We start from the raw sequence: 26,588 nt of genomic DNA, 5'->3' as shown, positions 1-26,588 counted from the left end.
CTACCTCCGCCATAGAGTGGCGGTATGACGTATGCCCCCAGCCCCGACCGGTACGAACGTATGCGCTACAACCGAGTCGGACGGAGCGGACTCCGGCTGCCGGCGCTCTCGCTGGGGCTCTGGCACAATTTCGGTCACGACCGCGCGCTCGACACCCAGCGTGCGATCGTGCGCCGCGCGTTCGACCTCGGCATCACGCACTTCGACCTGGCGAACAATTACGGGCCGCCGCCCGGCAGTGCGGAGGAGAACTTCGGCCGGCTCCTTGCCTCCGACCTCAGGCCCTATCGCGACGAGCTCATCGTCTCCACGAAGGCCGGCTACCTCATGTGGCCGGGCCCCTACGGCGAGTGGGGCTCGCGGAAGTCGCTGCTCGCCTCACTCGACCAGAGCCTCGGCCGTCTCGGGCTCGAGTACGTGGACGTGTTCTACTCGCACCGGCCCGACCCCGGCACGCCGATCGAGGAGACCATGGGCGCGCTCGCGACCGCGGTCCGTCAGGGCAAGGCGCTGTACGTCGGCATCTCGAACTACTCGCCGGAACAGACTCGCCGCGCCGCCGAAGCGCTCGCCGCCGAAGGCGTGCCGCTCACGATCCATCAGCCGCGGTACTCCATGTTCGACCGGCATATCGAGGACGGCCTCTTCGAAGCGCTCGACGAGGTGGGTGCCGCGAGCATCGTGTTCTCGCCGCTCGCACAGGGCCTGCTCACCGACCGGTACCTGTCCGGCCAGGTGCCCGCCGACTCGCGCGCGGCCACCAGCCGATTCCTCTCGGTCGAGCAGATCAGCGAGTCGTACCTCGAGCGGGCCCGCGCCCTGTCCGCGATCGCCGAGGAACGCGGTCAGTCGCTCGCGCAGCTCGCGCTGAGCTGGGTGCTCAGGCAGCCGCTCGTGGCGAGCGCCCTCATCGGCGCGTCGAGCGTCGCGCAGCTCGAGCAGAACGTGGCCGCGCTCGACGCTCCCCCACTGACGACCGAGGAGATCGACCGGATCGAGCCGTTCGCCGCGCACGGCACGGCGCTGGCCTGAGCTCGCGGACGACGGTCGCCCCACACTCGGGGTGATCCGTTCCGTGCCCGCGCCCTCGGCGATGTCGGTGGCCGGCCCTAGCGTGATCGTGAACGCAGGGCCGGCTGCCGTCGACGAGAGGAGCGATCACCATGTCCGAGACCATGTTCCACCCGCGTACGAGCAGCGCGACGACGCCGGGGCGAGAGCGGTTCCCGGCCGACGTCCCCGGGTTGCGGTTCGCATCCGCACGCTCGAACCTGTGGCGCGTCGCCGCACCCGACGGCACGGTGCTGGGGCACATCGAGCGCGTCGCGGCGGAAGACGGGGAGCGGTTCCTCGCGCGCCGCGCGCGTCCGGGTCTCGCACGCGCGATCGAGCTCGGCGGGTTCACCACGTCGCGCGACGCCGCCGAGGTGTTCCGCTGACCGGATGCCTCGGCGTGCCGAACCCGGGTCCGGCACGCCGAGCGCGGTTGCGGGCGCAGCGTGGCTCCGCGGGTAGCCTGCGCTCATGCAGTGGCTGAACGACCTCATCTCCTGGCTCGGCTCGAGCGCGGCCCGTCCCGCGATCTTCGCCGCAATCGTGCTGTTCGTGGCCGTCATCGTCGCCGGCCTGCTCGCCGCGTGGATCTCCAGCGCGGCGATCAAGCGCATGGTCACCCAGCGCGACCGTGAACTGAAGAGCGCGGCGATCGCCGCGCTCGTCGATGCCGCGACCGAGGCATCCGTCTGGAACTCGCTCACCCCGCAAGAGCAGGTACTGGCGGACCGCGCGGTCGGTCAGGCCGACATCCACGTACGACTCCTGCCGATCCGAGGCTCGGACGTCGCCGCCAACTGGGCCGCACATCAGCTGCACGAGCTGAAGCGGTCCTCGGCGACGTTCGGCTACCAGCTCGAGCCGGCGGTCGCCGACTTCCGCGACCGCATGCTCGAGTGGCAGCGCCACCCTGGGCGCGCGAAGAAGCAGTTCCAGAACGACCTCGCCGGCTGGCGCGCCGAGCGGGCTCGGCCCGAGCAGGCCCTCGCCGCCGAGCAGGACAGCTGGGTCGCCGAACAGCACCACGAACGCTACCGCGAGGAGCGGCTGGTGCCCGAACCCGCGCCGCTGAGCGACGTCGACGCGAGCGCACCCACCGCGGTGAACCTGCGGCCGGCGCAGGCGTCCGTCGACGCTGAGCGCTGACACCTGTGCACTGATCGAACGCCGAACACCCGCAGACGAACGGCCGCGGGCATCGCCCGCGGCCGTTCGTCGCGATCGCCGATCAGCGCGGCACGATCTCAGCCGATCGTGTCGGCACGCCACCACCCGTCGAACGGCGAAGCCGGCACCGTTCGCTTGTGCCTCGTCGACAGGAAGCGGTGCTCGATGCGCTCGGCGACCGCATCGTCGATCTCACGCCCCTCGAGGTAGTCATCGATGTCGACATACGTGAGTCCCAGGTTCGCCTCGTCCGACTGACCGGGGTCGTCATCGAGCAGGTCCGCCGTCGGCGTCTTCGCGGAGAGCCGCTCGGGCGCCTCGAGGTACTCCAGTAACGCTCGCCCCTGCCGCTTCGTGAGGCCGGTCAGCGGCAGCACGTCGGCGCCGCCGTCGCCGAACTTCGTGAAGAAGCCCGTCACCGCCTCGGCCGCATGGTCGGTGCCCACCACCAACAGTCCACCCTCACCCGCGATGGCGTACTGGGCCACCATGCGCAGCCGGGCCTTCACATTGCCCTTGCCGAAGTCGCTGATCGCAGCGCCGGTTGCCTCCTCGTAGGCCTCGGCCACGCCGTCGACGCCGGCCTTGATGTTCACCGTCACCGTCTCGGGTGGCTGGATGTAGGTCAGCGCCAGTTGCGCATCGTCCTCATCATGCTGAACACCGTAGGGCAGGCGCACCGCGACGAATCGCGCCGGCACCCCCTCCTCCGCGAGTTCGGCGACCGCGAGCGAGCAGAGCCGCCCGGCGAGAGTCGAGTCCTGACCACCGCTGATGCCGAGCACCAAGCCGCGCGCGCCTGAACGCCGGAGGTAGTCCTTCAGGAAATCGATGCGCCGACGCACCTCCTCCGCCGGAACGATGGTCGGGCTCACGTTGAGTTCGGCGATGATCGCCGCCTGTTGCTCGCGCATGGACCGACCCTACCCCCGCGATGTTTCGGTCATGCGACGCGTGGGAGGGGGTTGCGCGCCGCTACGATCAGCGCAAGTGGGCGGCCTTCGACGGGCCGCCCTCCGCCAGAAAGGGGAGGAAGATGCCACTCGACCTCTCGCTCGCCACACTCGTCCTCTTCCCGGCCATCGCGGTCGTCGCGCCGATCATCGCGCGCTTCGTCGGAAGGCTCCTCCCGGTGCCGCTCGTCGTCTTCGAGATCCTGCTCGGACTCCTCTTCGGGCCCGCGATCCTCGGCTGGATCCAACCGGGCGAAGTGTCGTCCGCGCTCGCCGACTTCGGCCTCGCCATGCTCTTCTTCCTCGCCGGGAACGAGATCGACTTCCGTGCCATCCGCGGCCGTCCGCTCACCCGCGCCACCCTGGGCTGGCTGGTCTCACTCGCCGCAGGCATCGGCCTCGCCGCGCTGCTCGCACCGCACCTGTCCGCGGCCGTCTTCATCGGCATCGCGCTCGCCTCGACCGCGCTCGGCACGATCATGCCCATGCTGCGAGACGCGGGCGACCTGCGGACCCCCTTCGGGATCGGTGTGCTCGCGATCGGCGCGGTCGGCGAGTTCGGGCCGCTCCTCGCGATCTCGCTCTTCTTGAGCGGCAGGTCGCCCATGGCGGCGGCATCCGTCCTCGTCCTCTTCGTCATCGTCGCCGGACTCGCGATCTGGCTCGCGGCCCGCGGTGCCGGGAAGCGGATGCACCGCGTCATCACCGCGACGCTGCACACCAGCGGGCAGTTCGCCGTGCGCCTCGTCGTGTTCATCCTGCTCGCCCTCGCCGCGCTCAGCGCGCTGCTCGGCCTCGACATGCTGCTCGGTGCGTTCGTCGCCGGCGTGCTGTACCGACTCCTCCTCTCCGGCGCCCCCGAGCGCGACATCGAGTCCGTCGAAGGCAAGCTCGAAGGCGTCGGCTACGGCCTGCTCGTGCCGATCTTCTTCATCTCCACCGGCGTCACCTTCGACCTCGAAGCCCTCGTCACCGACCCCGCCACGCTGCTGCTCATCCCGGTCTTCGCCGTCGCCCTCATCCTCGTCCGAGGCATCCCGTCGACGATCGCGGCACCACCCGGATCGTCGTCGCGCGACCGGCTGGCGACCGGCCTGTTCGGGGCGACGGGACTGCCGATCATCGTGGCCGTGACCGCGATCGGCGTCGAACAGGGGGACCTCACCACGGGAACGGCAGCCGCGCTCGTCGCAGCCGGCATGTGCTCCGTGCTGGTCTTCCCCGCCGTCGGGCTCGCCATCCGCGGCCGCCCGGCGCGACCCGCCGGGGCGACGGACGCGACCCATGTGCCCACGGAAGCCTGAGGGACCGCCGCCGACGCGGTTCGCTAAGCTTGACGGGCCGGCCCCCGTAGCTCAGCGGATAGAGCAGCAGCCTTCTAATCTGTCGGTCGCAGGTTCGATTCCTGCCGGGGGCACCACCAGCACCAGGTTCGATTCCTGCCGGGGGCACCAACCAGCCGCGAGGTCGTGTCGGCCGCGCCCGGTAGACTCGCGGCCATGACCTCCTCGAGTGACCGCCTGGTCTGGATCGACTGCGAGATGACCGGGCTCGACCTCGAGGTCGACGAATTGGTCGAGATCGCCGTCGTCATCACCGACTACGACCTGAAGCCGGTCGACGCGGGCCTCAGCATCGTCATCAAGCCCGACGCCAGCGCCCTCGAGTCGATGGGCGACTTCGTACGCGCCATGCACACCCAGTCGGGCCTCATCGAAGAGATCCCGAATGGCGTCAGCGTCGCCGATGCCGAGTACCAGGTGCTCGAGTACGTGCTGCGTCACGTGCCCGACGAGCAGAAGGCCCCGCTCGCGGGCAACACGATCGGCACCGACCGCGCGTTCATCTCGAAGTTCATGCCTCGTCTCGACGCGCATCTGCACTATCGCAACGTCGACGTCTCCTCCATCAAAGAGCTCGCAAAACGCTGGTTCCCGCGCGCCTACTTCAACGCACCGAGCAAGAACGGCGGCCATCGAGCCCTGGCCGACATCCTCGAATCCATCCGTGAGCTCGAGTACTACCGCCGCGGTCTGTTCGTCGCCGAGCCCGGCCCGACCTCGCAGGAATTCCAAGAGCTGGCCGCCTCGGTCGTGAACGAGTTCGACGGCAAGGTGGTGTAAGATCGTGGAGTTGTCTCGATCGTGAGATCGAGCACATGGTGGGTATAGCTCAGTCGGTAGAGCGCCTGGTTGTGGTCCAGGAGGTCGCGGGTTCAAGCCCCGTTACTCACCCCAAACAGCTCTTCAGCGATCCGAACACACGTGTCAGGTTCCCGCCTTCGCGAGAATCCGGCACAGCAATCCGAGAACTCAACAAGCAAGTCAGGATTTTCCACCTACTTGAGAGGGCTCGATGGTCAGGGAGAAGCGCCTTCCGCCGCGCAGTCACTCCCCTGCTCGGGAAGACGAGGACTGGCTCGTTGTGCCGCTCGATGACCCGAGCGCAGAGGTCGCCGCCTGAACGCGTTTGAACTCAAGAAGGCCATCGACGGTCGGCCCTACCGGCAGATCGCCGAGGCCGCCGGCCTCACGCACCCCGCGTTGCTGAAGATCCTCGGCGGGAAGGCCTACCCGAACGTCGACACAATCGTCCGACTCGAACAGTCACTCAAAGTCCAGCTGTGGCCGGAAGAATACTGATTCAGCTGCCTGGCTCGGCGGTGAGTGAGGTTGCAGACCCCATCCTCTTCCTGTTCCACAGCTACGCCGATGACAGGAGGGACGATGAATCCGACGGCGGCAACGTCGAAGGCGATGAAGCCATCATTGGTCTGATCCGGCGCGGCCAAGAGCGCGGCCAGTTCACAACTGACCTCGACGCGAAGTGGATCGAGAACGCGCTTGGTCCCTCGTCTTCGCGGGATGCGAGGAGGTCGCAAGCGGCACGACACCCCGTACAACTGTTGCCTCGAACATCAAGCGCACCATCGAGGGCGGCATCTCGGCGCGGACCTAGCCGTGCCCTGTCGTGCTCATCGGCAGATCGCCGTGTGGGTACTTGCCTGCGGGTTCATGTCGATCCAGGCTTGGGACTTGACTCACGATTTCACCCGCATCGGCATCGTCGGACACGGCGCCATGGGTGCAGCGCTCGCGGCAGCGCAGCTGCACGCCGGCACCTCGACCACCGTCTGGAACAGCCGTCTCGCCGACCTCATGGTGTCCGTCGCGCAGGAGGCGGTCGACGACGGGCACGGCGATGATGGCTTCTCGCGCGATGTGGAGGTGCTGCAGCGCGCCCGACCGCTCGCCGACGCGGCCTGATCACCGACCGAGCACGCATCGGCCCCGACCGAAGCATGTCGGCCGTCGCGTGGTCCCCATCGTCACCCACATCGACCGGCGGTGAACCGCCCGGATTGCGTCAGCGGCGCCCGGACCGAGCGGCGAGGTGGGCGCGCGCGGTGATCTCCACTGAGGGGTCGGGATCTGCGGCGAGAGTGTGCAACGTCGAATCGATGTCCGGGCCGGGGATCGTAGCGAGCATTCCCGCGAGGCGCCTGCGCCCGTCGGCGTCTGTGTCGGTGATCGCCTCCGAAGCCTTCTGTGCAATCGCCCTTATGGTCACGTCATCCTTCGCAAGGGCCTCGAGTGCGTCGCCTGCTTCCATGTCGAGGTCGCCCGATGCGACCAGGGCGACGAGCGCGGCGATGACCGAGACGTCCCCGCTCGCACCCGCCGTGATCGTGGCCCTCGCGCGCACAAGCTCGTCGTTGTGCCCCGTCTGTGCGGCCACGACGCGCAGCGACGTCGGCGTGCCGATCTTCACAAGCGCTTCGAGTGCCCGATGGCGCCGCTGCCGCTGGGTGGAGTCGAGCGCATCGGCGAGAGCAGGTATCGCCGCATCCCCCGTCCGTGCGAGCGCCCAGAGGAGCGCGCCCGCGGTGTTCGGCTCGTCTTCGCGCAGGAGAGCGTCGATGAGAACAGTCGTGTCGCGTTCATCGACCTCCTCGAGCGCGAGAGCTGCTCGCTGGCGGTCGGAAGCGCTGGCCGCGTCGAACCCGCGGATGAGTTCGATGACGCGCAGGATGTCCGACCAGTTTCGCGGTTCGCTCGATCGCACCCGCTCGATGCGGGCGAGGAGCTCCGTGGTCGCTTCGAGTTTGACCCGCATGCGCTCGGCGAGACGCGTGACGAGCTCCGCCGGCGCGAAATCCTCGGCTTCCAGGATGTTCGCGATCTCGGCAAGGCTGAAGCCGAGCGTTCGCAGGCTCTCAACGTGGAACAGTCGCTCGATGTCGGCGGCGGTGTACCGCCGGTAGTCGCCGCTGGTGCGCTCGGCCGGCGTGACCAGGCCGATGCGGTCGTAGTGCCGAAGCATGCGCGCGCTCACACCGCTTCGGCGGGCGACCTCGCCGATCAGCATGTCAGACGTCCTCACCTGCGGGCGCGGCACGCAACGCGACCACGCGTCGAGCTTCCTCGACGGCGGCATCGAAGCTGTCATTCGGGTTCGCCATGACATGCGCGGTCATGAGCGCATGCGCGCGAACCTCGGGTTCGCTCGATCGGGAGGCCGCGGCGACGATCGGCTCGGCGTAACTGCCGAGCATGGCGATCGCGCGGCTGAGGCTGCGCTGCAGCTCCCGGTCGCCGCATCCGAAATTGCGTCCCAGCTCGCGAGCCAGCCCGAGGCGTTCGTCCTCGGGCGCGAGGCCCGCTGCAGTGCGCCACGCGGCCTTCATGACCTCGACATCTTCGTCTCGCAGCAGATCGAGGGTGATCGCCGGCCACGCGCGCGTGTCGCCCAGCTTCGACAGACTGTGCAACGCCTGGCTGCGCGCCTGAGGCGTCGCTGAAGCAAGCTCGAGGAGCAGCAGATCGACGGCTCGGGCGCGGTCGTGTCGGGTGATCGCCCACGTGAGCATGTCGCGCACGTAGAAATCGGGCTCTACGGCACACCGAGCGATGAGCACCGGAAGAAATGCGTTGTCCGCGTGGATTCCCGAGGTCATTGCCGCCTGCAGTCGAGCGGACGCGTCGGCCGATTGCAACGCGATGCGAAGCCGCGTCACCAGGGTTGTCGTGATGTCGTCGGTCATGAAGACCACCTCCTCATCACACACCACACCTTGTCACTGTGTCACGGTCAAGCGGCCTCACGCCGGGGGCGTGCACGAACTCGCCCTCCGAGGCATCACTGACCAGACCGCGCCGCCCCGTGTGCGTGGCAGCGTCGAAATCGACCTCTCACCTGATGCCGTCTTCGACGCACTGGCCGAGGTCTCCAACCGGCCGAGCTTCCGCGCGGACGTGACGGACGCCCACGCAGAGGGTCCGGCGGCATCCGGGCAGGCGTTCTCGTGGCGTGCGAACGACGCGATCGTCACGTCACGCTTCGCGCTCGTCGACCGCCCCGCTCGGCTCACGTGGATTTGGCGCTCAGGAAATTTCCTCAGATAGTTTGAAAGAGTGGCACTCGGCTCCGAGTCGGCATCCAGCGTCATTCCTGCTCTCATATATCTGAAATCTCACCCGGTGGATGGGAACCTGACAGCACGCCTCGTAGATGCGGTTCCTTCGCCTATGGGTCAGTGGCGCTCAGGTAGGCGTGGCCGCGTTCGGACAGCTCGTAGCCGACCCGCAGACTGCGGGTCAGGCCGTGTTCTTTGAGTGAGCGGATGCGTCGTTTGAGCGACTCCTTTCCGACCGGCAAGCCACCGGCGAGCGCGCCCGCCGTAATGCCGGGCTCACGTCGGATGCGGGCGAGGGTGCTTCGCGCCCAAGGGGTGCGCGCGTCGAGCCGGTCGAGGAGCGCGTCGATGCTCGCAACGTCCTCGGCTGTGAGGTTCGCATCGGCCGCAAGCGCATCCCGAGCATCTGCCGCGACCCAGGACAGACCGATGCGGAAGACCGGATCGGAGGCGCCTCCGGAGAACGTCGCCGTCAGGTCGTCGAGCGAGGCGTACCCGGCCCGGCGGGCGTCTGCGTCGGTGAGCTCCGCGGCCGACACAGGTTCGATCGTCTCGACCCGCACACGTCCTGCGACGGTGCGGAACTCCGAGCCGGACTTCACCCGCGGCCGTGTCCAGCGTCGATAGGCCACAGTGACCTCGCCCGCCGCAACCGCGTGCGCGATGCGTTCGGTGAGGATCATGTGCACACCCGACCCGGCCGGACGGACCCGCGGGCCGTCATGCTGAGCCCATGGCACGGCGCGTACGACCAGCCACCGACTGACTCATCGTCACACCGTATCGCAACACGGTCCTGCGGTACGCGTCAGGCCAGATGCTCGACGATGCGTTGCATGGCCCGCCGCTGAGCCGAGTTCATGTACTCGGTGATGACCTCCGAGAGGACGCCGGCGTCGCTCAGTTCAGGACGCCCTCCGACGGGGTCGGGAATCGCACCGTCGTGGACGTCGAGAAACGCGGTGAGGGTCGTAGCCGCGTGGTCGGCGAGGTCGGCGATCGCAGCATCGTCGGCATCTGCGGGTAGCGCCATGAGGGCCTCGTTGATGCGCAGGAACTCCTCCGGCGCATCCCTGAGGGCCTCGACGAACGCGAGCGTGTCCTCCCTCGGCATCAGGTGCGCCAGCACGATCGCGACGTTCCGTGATGCGGTGTCGCGTCCGAGGACTTCCATGGCGAGCAGCGCTTCGGGCGAGACGTCGGGTGAGATGCCCAGGCCGAGCAGGTCATCGACTTCTGACCGGATGCGTTCGAGCGCCGCGATCCTGGTGTCGAGCTCGGTGCGTAGCACTCGAAGGGATTCCTCGCCGTGCTCCTCCGACCGGAGCATCCGCGCGACCTGCTCCAGACTGAACCCGAGCCCCGTCAGGCGTGCGATGCGCAGCGCGAGCACGAGGTGGCTGGAGGTGTACTGCTTGTAGCCGTTCGAACGGCGTTCGGGTTCGGGCAGCAGCCCGATGTCGTGCCAGTGCCGGATCGAGCGCAGCGTGACGCCCGTCAGATCCGCCAGTTGTCTGGTGCTCCACGCCACCGTCTCACCCCGCCTCCGCCGTCTCGGGACCTCCCATTGTGTCAAGCGACCGGAACGCGGGGGCGCACAGCGCGACGACGACGGTCACCATGATCACAACCGCGATCCCGATCCCGGCGGCCGGGAGCCCATACCCCGCTGCCAGCGCGGCGATGGGTGCCGAGGTCAGCGCAGGCGCTGCGAGCAGCAGCGCGTTCTGCGCACCGAGGACGCGTCCGCGCAGCGGATCGGGCGTCGCCTCGATGGTCGCCACGCCGAGCACGGCCGACATCGGCCCGTTCGTCAGGCCGATGAGCACCGCCGCGGCCAGGACCAGCCAGGGCGCGGCCATCGTGCCGATCGCGATGAACCCGATCCCGATGCCGATCATGCCGATCACGAACCAGGTCCGTCGCGACACCCTTCCGACGGTCGCCGCGTAGACGCCGGCGCTGAGCAGCCCGCCCAACGCGATCCCGGTCGCCGCGAACCCGCTGAGCTCGGGCAGGTTCTCGGCCGTGAAGTAGGCCGGCATGATCGTCGCCTGCAGCGACGCGATCACGGCGACGAACACGGCCGAGAGCAGGCTCACGCCCAGGACCAGCCGGTGCCGGAGCAGGAACGTCCACCCGACGACGAGATCGGTGAACACCCCGCGGATCCCGGCTCGCGCGGCGGTCGCTTCCGCCGGCGGGATGTCTCCAGCGCGGCGAGAGATCGCGAACGAGAGCGCCGCGGCAGCGAGGCTCATGCCAGCCGTGATGAACAACGCGGCCGAGCTCACCCCGAACAGCCAGACGAGGAGACCACCGAGACCGGGGCCGATCAGCATCAACGCACCCGCCAGCGACTCGCGGATCCCCACCAGCCGGTCCAGGCCGCCGCGCTTCCCACCGTCGAGTTGTACGAGCCGCGGAAGCATGGTCTCCCGCGCCGTCATCCCCGGCATGTCGCCGAACGAGCCGATCACGCCCAGCACGATGAACCACGTGAGGTTCAACCCCCAGAGCGCGTCGACGAGCGGCACCGCGGCGATCGAGGCCGCCGACAACACGTCGCTGACGATCGATACTGTCCGGCGATTCACCCGGTCGACGACCACACCGGCGAGCACGCCCACCACCGCGGCCACGCCCGCCGTCACCGACGCGAGAATGCCCGCTGCGAGGATGTCGCCCGTCGTCGCGAGCACCAGCAACGGGAACAGCACTGCGGCGACCCCGTTCCCGAGCAGCGACAGACTGTACGACCCCAGATACACCCATGTGCTTCGGCCCATGGCTCCATGACAAACTATGCCGCCGCGGCACAGTCAAGTCGGCCGCCATTGCTACGCTCGGAGGTCTGGTACGGCACCTGGTCCGACCGTGCACCCTGGTCAGGGACCGCACCGTGTCCGGCACCATGAGCCCCACCCGACCCCGATGCGAACGGAGCCCCCTCGTGCACCTCGACGCCGACGCCTTCGAGGCCATCGTGGTCGACGAGCTCGACCAGCTGCCCGACGAGATGGTCGACGGGCTCGAGAATGTGGTGTTCGTGGTCGAGGACCGGCCCGAGGACGGCTCACTCGACCTGCTCGGGCTCTACGACGGCACCTCGCTCACCGAACGCGACCGCTACGGCTTCGGCGAGATGCCCGACCGCATCATCCTGTACCGCGAGTCGCTGCTCGCGATCTGCGACGACGAGGACGCGCTGCGCGACGAGATCCACGTCACGCTCGTGCATGAGATCGCCCATTTCTACGGCATCGACGACGAGCGTCTGCACGAACTGGGCTGGGCCTGAGGCCCCCGGCGCAGTGTCCACAACCACCCGGCACGTGCGCGGGTATGCACCGGCCTCCGCGCGGGCGCGGCCGGCACGGATGAGGCACTCCCCCGAGTTAGCCTTGATCACATGACCGTCACCCCCGGCCGCATCGTCGGCATCGCCGTCGGTGCCCTCGCGATTCTCGGCATCGGGGTCTACGGTCCGGCCATGCTGCTCGGCCCGCTGCCCGCCGTCGCCGTCGCAACCGACAGCGGCGCCGTGCCCGCCCCGCCCGCCTCGCAGATCCCGATGCCCGCCGAAGGTGCGAGTGTCCTCGCCGTCATCGACGACGCCGGCGCCGCGAACCCCGTCGCGACCGGCGGCGAGCAAGGCGTCGTCCCGATCGGCGCGGCGGCCAAGCTCGTGACACTGCTCGTCACGCTCAATTCGTTGCCGCTCGCGGCGGGCAGCTCCGGCCCCGACATTCCGATCGGGCCGGAGGACTACACCGACTACGCGCGCTACCAGGCCGAGGGGACACGCGTCTTGCAGGTCTCCCCCGGTGAGACGTGGTCGCAGCGAGACGTGCTGCGTGCGGTGTTGCTGGCGTCGAGCAACAATCACGCCGACACGCTGGCCCGCTGGGCGTTCGGTAGCGTCGGCCAGTACACCGATGCGGCCAACGAATGGCTCGCCGCGAACGGATTCCCGGACACGCGCGTCGCCGACGCGACCGGGCTCTCGGGTGACAATGTCGGCACGGCGACCGATCTCGCCGGGCTCGCGGCCCGCGTCGTCGGCGATCCGGCGCTCGCGGCCATGCTCGACGGCGAGGTCACGGGCGGCGTGGGGGTGCGTCAGGTGCCCGACGTCGCATCGCGCCTCGGCGATCAGGGCGTGCGCGCGATTACGCGGGGCTTCACCGACCAGGCGCTGATCTCGTTCGTCTTCACGACGACCACGACCGCGGCGGGCGGCTCCGAGCCGGTCCGGCTCGTCGGCGCCATGACCCTCATCCCCGACTATGAGACCCTCGACGCCGCGGTCACCGCGGCCGTCGGCGCGGCTGGCGAAGCCGCCGTGCCGGTCGACGTGATCACCGCCGGCGACGCATACGGCTCAGCGGTCGCGGTCTGGGGCGACCGCGCCGACCTCGTCGCTGCCGCGACGCGGACGAGCCTCGGCTGGAGCGCGGCCGCCGGTGAGCCGAGCGTCGAGGTCGAACCGTTCACGACCGCGAACGCCGGCCGTGACGTCGGCCGAGTGGTCGTGCCGACGCCCACGGGTGAGCTTGCATCACCACTCACGCTCTCGACGGACATCGGCGACCCCGGCCCGATCTGGCGACTGACGAACCCGCTGCCGATCATCGGCGCCTACTTCGCGGACTCCTGAGACCGAGGCTCCTCGGCCCGGCGTACCGCGTGAGCGAGGGGTCAGTCGTTGTCGTCCTCGTCGAACTCGACGGGGTCGGAGTCGCTCGGGTCGAAGCGGAACTGCACACGCATCTCGCCGTTCAGCTCGCGCTCCTCGACCGCGTTGTACCAGAAGAGCGACTCGAGGCCGTCGACCGCGGCGACCTGCCCGATGCGTGATTCCGGCTTGCCGTCGACGAGGGCGCGCTGTTCGAAGTTGCCCTCGAGCGGTCCGTCGAGGAATTCGGCGAGGTACTCTCCGGTGGTCTCTGCACTCATGACTCCACCGTAGTCCCGCGCCTCGGCGCGGGAGGAACCGAGCGGGTCAGGTTGACAGACCGCGCACGATCAGGTCGGCGCCGGCCGCGGATGCCCCGGTGCGCGCGGCGTGCCGCCGCCACTGCGCATCCCACATGTCCCAGTACGGGTCGAACGCGCCGCGGTCGCGCGTGAGCGCGGCGCGTCTCCGTTCGGCCTCACCGGCGTGCACCCAGATGCGCAGAGCGGATGCCCCGGACACGGCGTCGAACGCGCCACAGCCCTCGATGACGAGATCGAGACCCGGTGCGATCGCTCGGATCGGGCCCGGAGCGTCGGCACGCCAGTCCCAGCAGCGCACACGGGCGACCGCGCCTCTCGCCCAGGGCGCGACGACCGAGTCGGCGATCAGCGCGGCTCCGCGGTCGAGGCCGTGCCAGCCCGGATAGACCTCGTCCAGACGCACCAGCGCGACCGGCCCGGGCCAGGCGGCCACCATCGCGTCCGCGAGCGTCGACTTCCCGGCCCCGCTCGGTCCGTCGATCGCCACGAGCCGACGCCCGCGGACCGTCGACGCTCCCCGCGCCGCCGATGCCGGCGAGTCCCGCAGGCACCGCACCGTCCGCAGCGCGAACCCGGCGCGGTCGCGGGAGCCCGGCGCGTCCGTCGCCCGGCTCACGACCAGACCAGGTTCCATGAGCCCGCCGCCACCGCGGCGGTGACGGAGATCGCCGCGACGAGGCATCCGATCGCGATGACCGCCCATTCCACGCCGCCGAACCGCGCCTCGCGAGCCCAGGTGCGCCGACCCGGCGCACCGAACCCGCGCGCCTCCATGGCGGTCGCAAGCGTGCTCGCGCGGCGGATCGAGAGCACGAGGAGGGCGAACGCCTGCCCGACCCCCCGGCGCAGCACGGCGCGATCGGCGACACCGCGCGCGCGTCGCGCGAGGCTGATCGTGCGCCAGTCGTCGATCGACGTCCCGGCGAGCCGCAGTGCGGCGAGTCCGCCGAGCACGAACCGTGCGGGCAGCCGCAGCGTCTGCGCGAGACCGTCGGCGAGATCCGTCGGATCGATCGTGAGGAAGAGCACCACGGCGGGCAGCGCGATCGCCACGACGCGCGCCGTCGTGGCGAGCCCGATCGCGACCGACCCCTCGGTGATGTGGATCAGCCCGGCGTCGAAGTAGACCTGTCCGGACGGTGCCCCGTAGAGCACCATGCTGATGCCGGTGAGCGGTGCGGCGATCCAGACCGGGAGCGTGCGCGCCGACCACAGCAGCGGGCCGAGCCCGATCGCCGTGAAGAGCACGATCTCGCAGAGGATCGCGATACCCGCCGAGACGGGGTCGAGCGTGAGCAGCAGCGCGATGCTGAGCGGCACGGTCGCCGCGATCTTCGCGACCGGGTTCACCCGGGCGAGGGGCAGGCCGGGGCGTACTTCGGCGATGCTCACACCGCGACCTCGGCCCTCGCATCGATGGGGACACCCAGCATGAGCCGCACATCGGCGAGCGCGTCGACGAACGCGGCATCGTGCGTGACGGCCACGATGCCGGCGCCCGCCTCGCGCAGCTCGCGCACCAGCCGCACGAGCTCGCGCCACGTCACCGCATCCTGGCCGAACGTCGGTTCGTCGAGCACGAGCATGCGCGGCCGGGTCGCGAGCGCCGTGGCCACCGAGAGCCGGCGCTTCTCGCCGCCCGACAGGGTGAACGGGTTGGCGTCCGCGAGATGCGCGAGCCGCAACGCGTCGAGCAGCGGGTCGACGCGCTCGTGTACCTCGGCCGCACGCAGCCGCAGCGCCCGCGGGCCGACCTCGAGCTCGGCACGCACGGTGCCCGCGAGGAACTGGTGCTCGGGGTTCTGGAACACCGTCCCGATGCGTGTGAGCAGCTGCCGCGACTTCCAGCGCCACGGCTCGGTGGCCGCGCCGTCGGCGAGCCGGGCGGATGCCACGAGCGAGCCGTCGTCCGGCCGGAGGAGGCCTGCGAGGGTGAGCGCGAGGGTCGACTTGCCTGCGCCGTTCGGCCCGGTGACGGCGAGCACGGATGCCTCGTGGACGGCGGTGTGCACGCCGGTCTGCACGGGCCGACCAGAGATGCGTGCGACGCTGAGATCCGTCGCGGTGAGCAGCTCTGGGGTGCCGGCCGTCGACGCAGGGGTTCCGAGCGCGGGGTGGACCGGGCGTGCGGCCATCGCCGCGGCCTCGCCGGGAAGCCACACGCCCGCGGCGCGCAGCTCGTCGGCCTGTTCGGTGAGCACGCGTTCGGCCGGCCCGTCGGCGATGAGGCGGCCTTCGCGGCCGACGACGATCACGCGATCGACGACGGGCAGCCAGACGGGCACCCGGTGTTCGACCACGATGAGCGTCGCGCCGGTGCGCTCCGCGACTCGGGCGACGGCGTCACGGACCTCGGTCACCCCGTCGGGGTCGAGATTCGCGGTGGGCTCGTCGAGCAGCAGGACGCCTGGGCGCATCGCGATCACCCCCGCGAGCGCGAGCCGCTGACGCTGCCCGCCCGAGAGCGCCGCAGTCGACCGGTCGACCGCGAGGTCGAGCCCAACGGCGGCGAGCGCCTCGCGCACGCGCGGGGCGATCTCCTCCCGCGGCACGCCGAGGTTCTCGAGCCCGAATGCGACGTCGTCACCGAGTCTCGCCATCACGAGCTGGGCGTCGGGATCCTGGAGCACGAGCCCGGTGCGGCCGCGCGCCGCCGAGGCATCCACCCCGTCGACCAGCAGCCGGCCCGTCGCCTCGCCCTCGTCGTCGCCGCCGAGCACACCGGCGAGCCCGTGCAGGATGGTCGACTTGCCCGAGCCCGACGGACCGAGCAGCAGCACGCGCTCCCCGGGCTCGATGGTGAACTCGACGCCCTCGACCGCGGGCCTCGCGCGCGAGCCGTGCCGCCAGCCCCACCCGCGCGCCTCGACGCGCGCCGGCCGTTGCAGCTCGTTGGCGGTCACCTCAGCTCGTGACCCTGACCGCGTCCCGCCCGGATGCGAACCGGCTGAGCGCCCCGGTCCGGGCGAGACCGCGCACCGCCAGCCAGCCGAGACCACCGGCGATGACCGCACCGCCGACGATTGCCGACACGATGTAGATCGTCGCGAACGCGGGCGCCGAGCCCGCGTACCAGAGCACGAGGTCGTTGACGGCCATCGCGAGCCCGGCCACCGCGCCCGCGAGCACCGCGACGGGGAAGCCCCAACGGCGGTACAGGAAGATCGCGAAGACGAGCTCGGCGCCGAGGCCCTGGACGAGCCCGGCCTCGATCGTGAGCAGGCCGCCCCACTGGCTGCCGATCAGCGCAGATACGATCGCGGCGACGAGCTCCGTGTACATCGCGGCACCCGGCTTGCGGATGACGAGTCCGCCGATGACGCCCGCGACGAGCCAGAGCGCCGCAGGCGCGGCCTGCAGGCCGGGCAGGAAGGTCGAGATGGGGGCCGAGATCGGACCCCAGATAACGCCGTACGCCCAGAAGACGACGCCGACCGCGACGCCGATGACGCTCGCGACGACGATGTCGACCACCCGCCATCTGAGGCGACGGCCGCCAGGCGTGCGCGTCGATGCCGGCGTGGTTGCGGATGTGGTTGCGTGCACTGTCGTGCCCTTTCGTTCGAAGGAAAGCGGCACGGGAATGAGATGCGATGCCCTCCCTGCGCTGGCATGACCCAGATCAGGTTCGACGGTCGAAGGTTTGGAACCTTCCTCTCAGCCCGGTTCACCGGACTCCCGTGTTCACGCATGAGTATACGCCCGCACCGATCCGGTGCGGGCTTCGCCCATGCGTCGGGCGTCGACCGCGGTCAGGCGCTCAGTGCTTCAGGGCGCGGATGATCCAGCGCAGCGACTTGCCGATGACCCAGACGAGCGGGGTCGCGGCCAGCAGCAGCCCGATGAGGTTCGGCTCGAACCGCACATCGCCACCTCGGCCGATGTATGCCCCGAGCGGAATCGACACGCCGCCGCCCCCGCCGCCGCTGCCTTCGCCGGTGCCGCCCTTCTCATCCATCGACCCGGACCCGCTGCCGCCGCCGAAGCCGTAATATCCGAGGGCGACCGGCACGATCGTGGACCCCCCGATGTCGACCGCATCGCCGTACGAGGTCTTCACGCCGACGCCGCCGACCTTGTCCGCCAGTTCCACCACGAGTTCCGTCATGGGGCCAGGCTACCTACGCCGACTGGATGCGGCCAGCCCTTGCGCTCGCTCCGCTCGGCGCGGTCAGCGGGGCCTGATGAGTTTGGCGAGCGAGCGGATGACCCGGTCAGCGGCGGTGCCGAACGGGTTGTCCTCGATCATGTATGTCCACGTGGAGGTCGGTCGTCGCATGCCGAGCTCGGCGATGGTCCCCGGGCGCCGGTCGAGGTCGAGGTCGAGGAGCGTCGACAGGACTGCCTCGGCGGCGTGATCCGTGAAGCCTGCGAAGGCCGTGCGGGCCTCGACCGTGAACTCCACGAGCGGCACCGCGTTGGCGAGTGCGCGGAGGTGGATGCCCTCTTTCACGTCACTCATATGCGCGAGGTGATCGGCCCACCCCTCGTCGATCCGATACAGCACGATCTGACGGACGAACTCGATCCACTCCGGATGCCTGAGCCGCCTAGCACGATCGCGCTCCAGGCCAGCCCGCTGCAGTTCGGTCAGCAGCTCAACGATTCGCCCGTCATCGGCAAGGTAACCGTCCCTCACGGCAAGCGTCGCCGCTCGCTGATGCTCGAGAACCTGGTTGTACGCGCTGGTCTTCCGATGGGCCTGCAGTACCTTTCCCTCGGCGACTCGCTGTGCACGCCGGTACAGGCGCAGGGCACGTGGAGACGGCACGGCCTCGAGAGCGACCACCTCAGCGATCTCGACTGGATCGATGTGATGCACGACGACATCGTCCTCCAGGCTCGTGAAGAAGGTGGAGGTGCCCGGGTCGCCCTGGCGACCCGACCGCCCTCGCAGCTGATGATCCAGCCGCACGCTCTCATGACGGCCGAGCCCGATAACGAGGAGGCCGCCCCGTTCACGCGCGGCATCGTCGAGCCGGATGTCCACACCGCGTCCGGCCATCTGAGTCGAGATCGTGACCGCGCCGGACATCCCCGCACGCGCGATGATCGCCGCCTCGTCAGCGTCGTGCTTTGCGTTGAGAACTTCGCACGTCACCCCCGCGTGCTCCAGGAGAGTGGCGAATCGCTCCGAATCGGCAACACTCGACGTTCCGACGAGCACGGGCTGACCCACGGCATGAGCCTCGGTGATCCGCTCGACGACCGATCGGTCGCGCGCCGATGCAGTTGCGAACAGCCGGTCGGCTTCATCGATCCGTGCGCAGGGGACGTTCGTCGACACCGCAGCGATACGGAGGCCATGGTCTTCAGCGAGGCGTTCTGCGCCTTCGACGGCCGTCCCGCTCATGCCCACCAGCGTTCGGTACGTGTGAGCGACCGTCTGCACGAGGGTCTGATCGAGGATGCGTGACTGCGACGACGGCGCGAGCCCCTCCTTCATCTCGACTGCGGCGTGCAGCCCATCGGGCCATCGCTGCAGGTGTGCGATGCGCCCTCGCGTCTCGTTCACCAACGAGATACCGCGTTCGCTCACGAGGTAATGAACGTCGCGCTCGAGCAGCACCTCTGCGTGCAACGCGAGGTGAGCCGCGCCCAGAAGGTCGGTGTGCGCAAACAGATTCTCGACATGGAAGAAGCGTTCGAGCTTGGCGATACCGCTGTCGGACAGGATCACGTTCCGGCGCTCCTCATCGACGGTGAAGTCGACGGTCGCCCGGAGCGAAGCCACGAGCTTCGCCAGGCCCGGCACCACGACATCATCCTCAGCATCGCCCGCGAGCACCAGAGGGACGAGGGCTTCGTCGATGAGCACCGCGTCGAGTTCATCGACGATCGCGACGTCCAGCTCACGTAGGCGCCGCTCATCGTGGCGAGTGACTTGGCGGTCACGCAGCTGGTCGAACCCCAGTTGCTGAATCGTCGAGAACACGACATCGGCGCGGTAGGCCACCCGACGCTCGTCGCCGGTCATCGGCGCGGTCACGACTGCCGATGTCACCCCCAAGGCGTCGAACAGCACAGCACCGGATCGAGCGTCCCGGACCGCGAGGTACTCGTTGGCGGAGAGGACATGAACGCAACGGTCTTGCAGCGCGAACGCGGCCGCGACCATACTGCCTACCAGGGTCTTGCCTTCTCCGGTGGCCATGTCGATCGCGATACCGCGCAACATGCTCATAGCGCCCAGAAGCTGAACTGGGTGCGGTTCGATCGAGGTCAACCGTCGAAGCAGCTCGGAGATCGCCGCGCAGAAGGCAATGAGGGTGCTGTCGGCTTGCCAGTCCGCCGTTCGCAACGCATCGATGTCATCGAGGAGACCGAAAGTCGGCGTATCTTGCAAATCCCCCCGACGGTCGCAGGCGGCCTTCACGAGCGGCTCGAACCGCCGCAAAGACTCTGTGCCCGGCTCCTGGCGGAACTGGGCGAGCGCTCGCACCCACCGCTCACGCCAGCCGCGCGTCTCGCCGCGGATTGCGACCATCGCAGTATTCTACCATTCATCACGAGATCGTCAGCCCGACACGGCGCTGCGCTCGGACCCGCGATCGCTGGAAAGAGTTATATAATGATTCTGTCCGATCTATATAAGCAAGGTGGTGAGATGCCGATTACATCTGTCAACATCGACTCGGACCTGCTCGAAGACGCGAAAGCGACGTATCACGTTCGAACCAACCGTGAGGCGATCACGCTCGCGCTCGAGGACGCGGTGCAACGGGCCAGGCAGCTCGAGGCGGTGCGAGTGCTTTCGGGCATCCCTGTCGAGCCGCATGCGAGTCGCATCGACTATGAGTGATATCCTCACCGTCGATCCAACGTCAGAGACTGAGTCAGCGGCGGCGCCGTTCATCATCGACACGTCGGTCTGGGCGCGACTTCCGAGCAAACCCGAAGTGCGAATCGCGCTCGAGGCCCTCATCGGCGCGCACCGGCCGTCATCGGTTCTCGTCTGTCCGCCGGTCGTGGCCGAGTACGGATTCGGCGCGCGGACAGCCGCCGAACACCGCGCGATCAGCGAGGCTCTGAGCGCATTCGTCGAGTGTCGGATCGCTCCGGACTCGCCGATCACGCTCGACATCCAGCTGCGAGTATGGCGCGCGGGCCTCGTGCGGGGCGCAGGGGCGCTCGATACCGTCATCGCCGCGTACGCGCTGGCCAACGACGCGTCGGTGGTGCACTACGACCGTGACTTCGAGCTCATCGCTCGAGCGGTCCCCGAGCTCAAGCAGCGTTGGATCGTTCCGCGAGGCAGCGTGGATTGACGGCCTAGGCGTCGTCTTCGGTGCGCCGCTTGGTGAGGTCGGGGGCGCGGCGGGCCCGGCCGACGAGGGAGGCGGGGCGCACGGTGCCGCGGCCGAACCGGGCGGAGACCTCGTCGATGGTGCGTTCCGCCTCGCGCCACTCCTCGTCGGGGTCCCAGAGGGTCGGGCCGCCGGCGGAGCCGAGCTGTTCGGCGCGGACGCCGATCAGGCGGATTCGAGCGCCTTCGGTGAGCAGGGCGTCGAGTGAGGCCGCTGCCTCTTCGTAGATACGGCGGGCGACGTCGGTGGGCTCGGACAGGGTGCGCGAGCGCGTCACGGTGCGGAAGTCTCCGTAGCGGAGCTTCAGCACCACGGTGCGGCCGACCATGTCGGCGCGGCGCAGGCGCACGGCGACGCTGTCGGCGAGGTCGAGCAACGCCCGCCGGATCTGCTCGGGGTCGGTGAGGTCGTGGCCGAAGGTCGTCTCGTGGCCGATGCTCTTCTCGGCCCGGTGCACCGTGACGTCGCGCGGGTCGTCGCCGTTCGCCAGTGCACTCAGGCGATGCGCGAGCGACGGGCCGACCGCACGCTCGAGCGCGTCGGCCGGCATGGCCGCGACATCGCCGACGGTGCGCAGTCCGAGCCGCTGCAGCGATTCTTCGGTCACCCGCCCGACGCCCCACAGCGCCGACACCGGCAGCGGATGCAGGAAGGCCACCGTGTCGGTGGCCGGGACGACGAGCATGCCATCGGGCTTCGCACGGCCGGATGCCACCTTCGCCACGTACTTCGTCGCGGCGACGCCGATTGAGCAGGTGAGCCCCGTCTCGCCCTCCACCCGCTTGCGGATGGTCCAGGCGATCTGCGCCGGGCTGCCGTGCAACCGCCTCGCACCGCCCACATCGAGGAACGCTTCGTCGATCGAGAGCGGTTCGACGAGCGGGGTCATCTCCTCGAAGATCGTCATCACCCGGTCGGAGTACTCCCGATACTTGCGGTAGTCGCCGCGCAGCACGACCGCGTTCGGGCATCGCTGCAGCGCCACCGACATCGGCATCGCCGAGTTCACACCGAACCGACGTGCCTCGTAGCTCGCGGCCGACACGACGCCTCGGCCCGCCGTACCGCCGACGAGTACGGGCTTGCCGCGAAGATCAGGACGCGAGAGCAACTCGACGGAGACGAAGAACGCATCCATGTCCACGTGCAGGATCGGGGTCGCCGAATCATCGACCGGACCGGTCGTGACCTGCCGTGACGAGCCGTCTTGCTTGCTCACGCATGAACCCTACCCGCGACCGCCGACACGCTCGTGTTCACGTGCGCCGGTCAGACGCGTTCGGGCCCGGCTCGAGACGGCCACGCGCGAACGGCAACGCGGGAGCCCGGTACACCAATGCCGGAGCATGATGCGGTTCGAGTGCGAACTCGGCGCGGCCGAACCGCCACACCCGGTTGAACAGGTAGACGCCCACGACCACGGTCTGACCGACCGGCACCTGCCAGGTGCCGATCCCCCACTGCACGGGCTGACCGCGCCCGGCGATCACGACCGTCGGTCGAACACCCGCGTAGAACGCGAACCGCGGCTTCTGCAGTGTGAATTCGAGTCGGCGGGTGGCCCGGTCGTCAGTGTTCATCGGGTGGGAGAAGTGGGTCAGAAGCCGAAGTCGCCACCGAAGTCGCCGCCTCCGAAGTCGCTAAACCCGCCGTCGCCACCACCGAAGTCACCGCCGTAGCCGGCGTCGGCGCCGGACGCTTCGACGCTTCCTGCGTCGGCGCCCGCGTCACCGGCCCCCGCGTCGCCTGCTCCGGCGTCGCCGCCCGCGTCGAACGAGCTCGGGTCGGGAAGAAATGCCTGCGCGATCGCCGACCCGACGACGACACCGGCCACTGTGCCGAGCAGCGATCCAGCGAACATGGTGCCCATCGACGGCCCGCCCCGACGACCGTCGGGTCCACCGGGCCCACCCGCGAACGCCCGCTCCATGCTTCCGGGCTGCCGCATCTCTTGACGGGTCGCCGCGCGCGCGAGCGTCTGCGGCTCGTCATCGGCGGGTCGTTCGCCAGCGGGCGCTTGTTCGGCGAGCGAGGTGTAGACCAGTTCGCGCTGCTCGGGCGTCAGCTTCGCGAACGCCTCGGCGTGCACCTGCTCGATCGTCTGGGGCGGCGCGGTACGCAGCAGATAGCGGTAGCGCTCGACCGCGAGCTCGTCGTCGCTCAGCTGTCGCTGCGGCCGTGCCTGCGGCGCCGGCTGCCGCTGGGAAACCGGCCGGCGCTGGGGCTCGGGCTCGGGGGCACCGAAGAGTCGGTCGAAGAATCCCATGGTGTGCTCCTCAATCGCGGGGTCTCGACGCTATCGAGCCCGGCCATGAACCGGCTGTGAGCCGCCCCTACTCCGCCGAGGCGCGCTCCAGCACGAGCTCGCGCACGCGCGCGGCGTCGGCCTTGCCCTGCATGGCCTTCATGACCGCGCCGATCACCGCGCCGGCAGCCTGCACCTTGCCGTCGCGGATCTTCGCGAGGACATCGGGCTGCGCAGCGAGCGCCTGATCGATCGCGGCGATGAGCGCGCCGTCGTCGGAGACGACCGCGAGTCCGCGAGCATCGACGATCTGCTGCGGTGAGCCCTCCCCCGCGACGACGCCCTCGAGCACCTGGCGGGCCAGCCGGTCGGTCAGCGTACCGGCGTCGACCAGGGCGGCGAGCTCGGCGACGTGTTCGGGCGACGCGAGCGCCGAGGCATCCGTATCGCCCTGGTTCGCCAGCCGGGTGAGCTCACCCGTCCACCATTTGCGCGCCGCCTGCGGCGACGCCCCCGCGGCGACCGTGGCCGCGATCTCGTTCAGCAGACCGCCGTTCGCGACGTCCTGGAACTCGAGGTCCGTGAAGCCCCACTCCGCCTTGAGCCGTCGCCGTCTCGCGGCGGGCGGCTCGGGCAGCGCGGCCCGCAGCTCCTCGATCAGCTCGTCGGACGGCGCGACCGGGAGCAGGTCGGGCTCGGGGAAGTACCGGTAGTCGTCGGCGTCGGACTTCGGCCGGCCCGGGCTCGTGGTGCCCGTGTCCTCGTGCCAGTGCCGCGTCTCCTGCGTGATCGTGCCGCCCTTCGCGAGGATGGCCGCCTGCCGCTGGATCTCGTAGCGCACCGCGCGCTCGATCGAGCGGAACGAGTTCACGTTCTTCGTCTCGGTGCGCGTGCCGAATCTCTCGGCGCCGCGCGGGCGCAGCGACACGTTCGCGTCGCAGCGCAGGTTGCCGCGCTCCATGCGGGCCTCGGAGATGCCGAGCGCGAGCGCGATGTCGCGGATCGCCGCGACGTAGGCGCGCGCCAGCGCGGGAGCATCCGCCTCCGCGCCCACGATCGGGCGCGTGACGATCTCGACCAGCGGCACACCCGCCCGGTTGTAGTCGACGAGCGAGTACTCGGCGCCCTGGATGCGGCCCGTCGAGCCGCCCACGTGCGTGAGCTTGCCCGCGTCCTCCTCCATGTGCGCGCGCTCGATGTCGACCTGGAAGACCCGGCCGTTCTCGAGCTCGACCTCGACGACGCCGTCGAACGCGATCGGCTCGTCGTACTGCGAGATCTGATAGTTCTTCGCGAGGTCGGGGTAGAAGTAGTTCTTCCGCGCGAACCGGCTCGACGGCGCGATCTGGCAGCCGAGCGCGAGGCCGAGCGAGATCGACGAGCGGATCGCCGTGGCGTTCACGACCGGCAGCGAGCCCGGCAGGCCGAGGTCGACCGGCGAGATGAGGGTGTTCGGCGCGGCGTCGTGGAACGCGGAGTTCGCCGGGTTCGGCGCGCCCGAGAACATCTTCGTGGTGGTGTTCAGCTCGACGTGCACCTCGAGCCCGATCACGGGCTCGAACTGGGCCAGGGCTTCGTCGAAGTCCATCAGGTCGACACGGGCCATCAGACGGCGCCCTCCTCGGTCGCGAGCAGCTCATGGGTCGAAAGGTCGGGTGCGCGGTCGAGCAGCGGGCCGCCCCACTCGGCGACGAGCAGCTGTTCGAGCGCGCCGCCCACGTTGTAGAGGCGCGCATCCTCGCGCGCGGGCGCGAGGAACTGGATGCCGACCGGCAGGCCGTCTTCGGGCGCGAGACCCGCGGGCAGCGAGATGCCGGGCACACCCGCGAGGTTCGCCGGGATCGTCGCGACATCGTTGAGGTACATCGCGAGCGGGTCGTCGAGCTTCTCGCCGAGCCGGAACGCGGTCGTCGGCGCAGTCGGCGTCGCGAGCACGTCGACCTGGCCGAAGGCGGCCGCGAAGTCCTGCTGCACCAGGGTGCGCACCTTCTGGGCGCTGCCGTAGTAGGCGTCGTAGTACCCGGCGGAGAGCGCGTAGGTGCCGAGGATGATGCGGCGCTTGACCTCCGGCCCGAAGCCGGCCTCACGCGTCGCCGACATGACCTGCTCGACCGTGCCGCCACCATCGGGCGTGACCCGCAGCCCGAAGCGCACCGAGTCGAACTTCGCGAGGTTCGACGATGCCTCGGCCGGCAGGATCAGGTAGTACGCGGCGATCGCGTGCTCGAAGTTCGGGGTCGAGACCTCGACGATCTCGGCCCCCTGCTTCGCGAGCAGCTCGAGCGCCTCGTGGAAGCGCTGCCGCACGCCTGGCTGGAAGCCCTCGGTGTCGAGCTCCTTCACGACGCCGATGCGCAGCCCTTGCACGTCGGCGCGGCGCACCGCGTCGGCCATCGACGGCCAGGCGTCGGGGATCGACGTCGAGTCGTGCGGGTCGTGGCCCGCGATCAGGTCTTGCAGCAGCGCCGCGTCGAGCACCGTGCGCGTCACCGGGCCGATCTGGTCGAGCGACGACGCGAGCGCGATCGAGCCGTAGCGGCTCACCGCGCCGTAGGTCGGCTTCACGCCGACCGTACCCGTGACGTGCGCGGGCTGGCGGATCGAGCCGCCCGTGTCGCTGCCGAGCGCGAACGGCGCCTCGAAGGCCGCGACCGCGGCGGCGGAGCCGCCGCCGGAGCCGCCGGGGATGCGCTCGAGGTCCCACGGGTTGTGCGTCGGGCCGTAGGCGGAGTGCTCGGTCGACGAGCCCATCGCGAACTCGTCCATGTTGGTCTTGCCGAGCGGCACGAGGCCGGCCTCCAGCACCTTGCGCACCGGCGTCGCGTCGTAAGGCGGGATCCAGCCCTCGAGGATGCGCGAGCCGGCCGTCGAGGGCATGCCCTCGGTGACGAGCACGTCTTTGATCGCGATCGGCACGCCCGCGAGCTCGCCGAGCGGCTCGCCGGCCGCGCGGCGCGCGTCGATGTCGGCCGCGGCCTGGAGCGCACGATCGGATGCCACGTGCAGGAATGCGTGCACGGCGCCGTCGACCGCTTCGATGCGGTCGAGGTGGGCGCGCGTGGCCTCGACACTCGTGACGTCGCCGGAGGCGAGCTTGCCCGCGAGGTCGGCGGCGGTCAGGCGGATGAGGTCGTCGCCGTGGCTCACTGCTCCTCCCCCAGGATCGCGGAGACGACGAACCGGTCGCCGTCACGCTCGGGTGCGCCGGCAAGCGCCTGCGCGGGCGTGAGCACGTTGTCGCCCACGACGTCCTCGCGGAACACGTTCTGCATGGGGATCGGGTGGCTCGTGGGCTCGACGTCGGGCGTCGCGACCCGGCTCACCTGCTCGACGGCCTGCATGATCTGGCCGAGTTCGGTCGTGAGGTGCGCGATCTCTTCCTCGGTGAGCGCGATGCGGGCGAGGTTCGCGAGGTGCGCGACCTGCTCCGCACTGATTTCAGACAT

General features: G+C 69.7%; 30 protein-coding genes, 2 tRNA genes and 1 riboswitch. Of the genes, 13 read left to right on the top strand and 19 right to left on the bottom strand.

The window, feature by feature from the left end; translation table 11 throughout:
- Positions 1-24 precede the first annotated feature (24 nt).
- The 3 genes from QU602_RS07400 to QU602_RS07390 all read left to right on the top strand — a co-directional run bounded on the left by QU602_RS07400 (position 25) and on the right by QU602_RS07390 (position 2,199).
- The gene (locus QU602_RS07400) at positions 25-1,032 is read left to right on the top strand and encodes an aldo/keto reductase (RefSeq protein WP_308799612.1); all 1,008 of its coding nucleotides are present in this window, start codon (positions 25-27) and stop codon (positions 1,030-1,032) included.
- Between the two features lie 131 nt (positions 1,033-1,163).
- Positions 1,164-1,439 carry a hypothetical protein gene (locus QU602_RS07395; RefSeq protein ID WP_308799611.1) on the top strand — a complete coding sequence of 92 codons (276 nt, stop codon included), beginning with the start codon at positions 1,164-1,166 and terminating at the stop codon, positions 1,437-1,439.
- 85 nt (positions 1,440-1,524) lie between these two features.
- Positions 1,525-2,199 carry a hypothetical protein gene (locus QU602_RS07390; protein ID WP_308799610.1) on the top strand — a complete coding sequence of 225 codons (675 nt, stop codon included), beginning with the start codon at positions 1,525-1,527 and terminating at the stop codon, positions 2,197-2,199.
- A 98-nt stretch (positions 2,200-2,297) separates the two neighbouring features.
- Here the strand turns inward: QU602_RS07390 and nadE are convergent, their stop codons facing one another.
- Positions 2,298-3,134, bottom strand: a complete 837-nt coding sequence (nadE, locus tag QU602_RS07385; protein WP_308799609.1) for an ammonia-dependent NAD(+) synthetase — start codon at positions 3,132-3,134, stop codon at positions 2,298-2,300.
- A 122-nt stretch (positions 3,135-3,256) separates the two neighbouring features.
- On the opposite strand from nadE, the gene QU602_RS07380 reads away from it, so the two are divergent.
- From QU602_RS07380 to QU602_RS07360, 5 genes are all read left to right on the top strand, one after another.
- The gene (locus QU602_RS07380) at positions 3,257-4,477 is read left to right on the top strand and encodes a cation:proton antiporter (RefSeq protein ID WP_308799608.1); all 1,221 of its coding nucleotides are present in this window, start codon (positions 3,257-3,259) and stop codon (positions 4,475-4,477) included.
- Positions 4,478-4,517: 40 nt separating this feature from the next.
- Positions 4,518-4,593, top strand: a tRNA-Arg gene (locus QU602_RS07375).
- A 79-nt stretch (positions 4,594-4,672) separates the two neighbouring features.
- Positions 4,673-5,296, top strand: a complete 624-nt coding sequence (gene orn / locus QU602_RS07370; protein WP_308799607.1) for an oligoribonuclease — start codon at positions 4,673-4,675, stop codon at positions 5,294-5,296.
- A 38-nt stretch (positions 5,297-5,334) separates the two neighbouring features.
- Positions 5,335-5,410: transfer RNA gene (locus tag QU602_RS07365), tRNA-His, on the top strand.
- Between the two features lie 798 nt (positions 5,411-6,208).
- On the top strand, positions 6,209-6,439 hold the full coding sequence (locus QU602_RS07360) for an NAD(P)-binding domain-containing protein (RefSeq protein WP_308799606.1): 231 nt from the start codon (positions 6,209-6,211) through the stop codon (positions 6,437-6,439).
- Between the two features lie 100 nt (positions 6,440-6,539).
- Here the strand turns inward: QU602_RS07360 and QU602_RS07355 are convergent, their stop codons facing one another.
- A complete protein-coding gene (locus QU602_RS07355; protein ID WP_308799605.1) occupies positions 6,540-7,541 on the bottom strand; it encodes a MerR family transcriptional regulator in 1,002 nt (333 codons plus the stop codon).
- A 1-nt stretch (position 7,542) separates the two neighbouring features.
- Positions 7,543-8,217 (bottom strand): HEAT repeat domain-containing protein, encoded by a 675-nt coding sequence (locus QU602_RS07350; RefSeq protein WP_308799604.1) that lies wholly within the window; start codon positions 8,215-8,217, stop codon positions 7,543-7,545.
- A 70-nt stretch (positions 8,218-8,287) separates the two neighbouring features.
- Here QU602_RS07350 and QU602_RS07345 point away from each other — a divergent pair, with 70 nt between their 5' ends.
- On the top strand, positions 8,288-8,578 hold the full coding sequence (locus QU602_RS07345; RefSeq protein ID WP_308799603.1) for an SRPBCC family protein: 291 nt from the start codon (positions 8,288-8,290) through the stop codon (positions 8,576-8,578).
- Positions 8,579-8,699: 121 nt separating this feature from the next.
- On the opposite strand, the gene QU602_RS07340 is transcribed toward QU602_RS07345, so the two are convergent.
- The 3 genes from QU602_RS07340 to QU602_RS07330 form a co-directional block, all read right to left on the bottom strand.
- A complete protein-coding gene (locus QU602_RS07340) occupies positions 8,700-9,272 on the bottom strand; it encodes an ASCH domain-containing protein (RefSeq protein WP_308799602.1) in 573 nt (190 codons plus the stop codon).
- Positions 9,273-9,397: 125 nt separating this feature from the next.
- A complete protein-coding gene (locus QU602_RS07335) occupies positions 9,398-10,120 on the bottom strand; it encodes a helix-turn-helix domain-containing protein (RefSeq protein ID WP_308799600.1) in 723 nt (240 codons plus the stop codon).
- A 4-nt stretch (positions 10,121-10,124) separates the two neighbouring features.
- Positions 10,125-11,378, bottom strand: coding sequence for an MFS transporter (locus QU602_RS07330; protein WP_308799599.1), 1,254 nt, complete (start codon positions 11,376-11,378; stop codon positions 10,125-10,127).
- Positions 11,379-11,503: 125 nt separating this feature from the next.
- Here QU602_RS07330 and QU602_RS07325 point away from each other — a divergent pair, with 125 nt between their 5' ends.
- A complete protein-coding gene (locus tag QU602_RS07325) occupies positions 11,504-11,890 on the top strand; it encodes a metallopeptidase family protein (RefSeq protein WP_308799598.1) in 387 nt (128 codons plus the stop codon).
- A gap of 111 nt (positions 11,891-12,001) precedes the next feature.
- Entirely contained in the window at positions 12,002-13,249 is a 1,248-nt protein-coding gene (locus QU602_RS07320) for a D-alanyl-D-alanine carboxypeptidase family protein (RefSeq protein ID WP_308799597.1), read from the top strand.
- A 41-nt stretch (positions 13,250-13,290) separates the two neighbouring features.
- Here QU602_RS07320 and QU602_RS07315 read toward each other — a convergent pair whose 3' ends face one another.
- From QU602_RS07315 to secA2, 7 genes are all read right to left on the bottom strand, one after another.
- Entirely contained in the window at positions 13,291-13,548 is a 258-nt protein-coding gene (locus QU602_RS07315; RefSeq protein WP_308799596.1) for a hypothetical protein, read from the bottom strand.
- Positions 13,549-13,594: 46 nt separating this feature from the next.
- Positions 13,595-14,206: a nucleoside/nucleotide kinase family protein gene (locus QU602_RS07310; RefSeq protein ID WP_308799594.1), complete on the bottom strand. Its 612-nt coding sequence runs from the start codon at positions 14,204-14,206 to the stop codon at positions 13,595-13,597.
- A complete protein-coding gene (locus QU602_RS07305; protein WP_308799593.1) occupies positions 14,203-14,982 on the bottom strand; it encodes an energy-coupling factor transporter transmembrane component T family protein in 780 nt (259 codons plus the stop codon). Before QU602_RS07305 ends, QU602_RS07310 begins: the two co-directional genes overlap by 4 nt.
- Positions 14,979-16,493 (bottom strand): ABC transporter ATP-binding protein, encoded by a 1,515-nt coding sequence (locus tag QU602_RS07300; protein WP_308799592.1) that lies wholly within the window; start codon positions 16,491-16,493, stop codon positions 14,979-14,981. Before QU602_RS07300 ends, QU602_RS07305 begins: the two co-directional genes overlap by 4 nt.
- Position 16,494: 1 nt before the next feature.
- On the bottom strand, positions 16,495-17,136 hold the full coding sequence (locus QU602_RS07295) for an ECF transporter S component (protein WP_373692900.1): 642 nt from the start codon (positions 17,134-17,136) through the stop codon (positions 16,495-16,497).
- Positions 17,137-17,172: 36 nt separating this feature from the next.
- Positions 17,173-17,282, bottom strand: a riboswitch (TPP riboswitch).
- A 68-nt stretch (positions 17,283-17,350) separates the two neighbouring features.
- Positions 17,351-17,698: a hypothetical protein gene (locus QU602_RS07290; protein WP_308799589.1), complete on the bottom strand. Its 348-nt coding sequence runs from the start codon at positions 17,696-17,698 to the stop codon at positions 17,351-17,353.
- A 63-nt stretch (positions 17,699-17,761) separates the two neighbouring features.
- Positions 17,762-20,077 carry an accessory Sec system translocase SecA2 gene (secA2, locus tag QU602_RS07285; protein WP_308799588.1) on the bottom strand — a complete coding sequence of 772 codons (2,316 nt, stop codon included), beginning with the start codon at positions 20,075-20,077 and terminating at the stop codon, positions 17,762-17,764.
- 120 nt (positions 20,078-20,197) lie between these two features.
- Between secA2 and QU602_RS07280 the strand changes: the two genes are divergently transcribed.
- Complete coding sequence (locus tag QU602_RS07280; protein ID WP_308799587.1) at positions 20,198-20,392, top strand: type II toxin-antitoxin system VapB family antitoxin; 195 nt, start codon at positions 20,198-20,200, stop codon at positions 20,390-20,392.
- Positions 20,367-20,858, top strand: coding sequence for a PIN domain-containing protein (locus tag QU602_RS07275; RefSeq protein ID WP_308799586.1), 492 nt, complete (start codon positions 20,367-20,369; stop codon positions 20,856-20,858). The genes QU602_RS07280 and QU602_RS07275 overlap by 26 nt, the downstream gene beginning before the upstream one ends.
- Before the next feature lie 4 nt (positions 20,859-20,862).
- On the opposite strand, the gene QU602_RS07270 is transcribed toward QU602_RS07275, so the two are convergent.
- From QU602_RS07270 to gatC, 6 genes are all read right to left on the bottom strand, one after another.
- Positions 20,863-22,116 (bottom strand): DNA polymerase IV, encoded by a 1,254-nt coding sequence (locus QU602_RS07270; protein WP_308799585.1) that lies wholly within the window; start codon positions 22,114-22,116, stop codon positions 20,863-20,865.
- Between the two features lie 37 nt (positions 22,117-22,153).
- Positions 22,154-22,477, bottom strand: a complete 324-nt coding sequence (locus QU602_RS07265; protein ID WP_308799584.1) for a hypothetical protein — start codon at positions 22,475-22,477, stop codon at positions 22,154-22,156.
- Positions 22,478-22,494: 17 nt separating this feature from the next.
- Positions 22,495-23,163 (bottom strand): hypothetical protein, encoded by a 669-nt coding sequence (locus QU602_RS07260; protein ID WP_308799583.1) that lies wholly within the window; start codon positions 23,161-23,163, stop codon positions 22,495-22,497.
- 67 nt (positions 23,164-23,230) lie between these two features.
- Positions 23,231-24,748 (bottom strand): Asp-tRNA(Asn)/Glu-tRNA(Gln) amidotransferase subunit GatB, encoded by a 1,518-nt coding sequence (gene gatB / locus QU602_RS07255; protein ID WP_308799581.1) that lies wholly within the window; start codon positions 24,746-24,748, stop codon positions 23,231-23,233.
- Complete coding sequence (gene gatA, locus QU602_RS07250) at positions 24,748-26,289, bottom strand: Asp-tRNA(Asn)/Glu-tRNA(Gln) amidotransferase subunit GatA (RefSeq protein ID WP_308799580.1); 1,542 nt, start codon at positions 26,287-26,289, stop codon at positions 24,748-24,750. The genes gatB and gatA overlap by 1 nt, the downstream gene beginning before the upstream one ends.
- Positions 26,286-26,588 carry an Asp-tRNA(Asn)/Glu-tRNA(Gln) amidotransferase subunit GatC gene (gatC, locus tag QU602_RS07245; protein WP_308799579.1) on the bottom strand — a complete coding sequence of 101 codons (303 nt, stop codon included), beginning with the start codon at positions 26,586-26,588 and terminating at the stop codon, positions 26,286-26,288. The genes gatA and gatC overlap by 4 nt, the downstream gene beginning before the upstream one ends.

Source organism: Agromyces protaetiae (genome assembly GCF_030866785.1).
GTDB classification, from domain to species: domain Bacteria; phylum Actinomycetota; class Actinomycetes; order Actinomycetales; family Microbacteriaceae; genus Agromyces; species Agromyces silvae.
The sequence above is the reverse complement of the archived record's forward strand: the minus strand, read 5'-3'. Positions and strand labels throughout refer to the sequence as shown.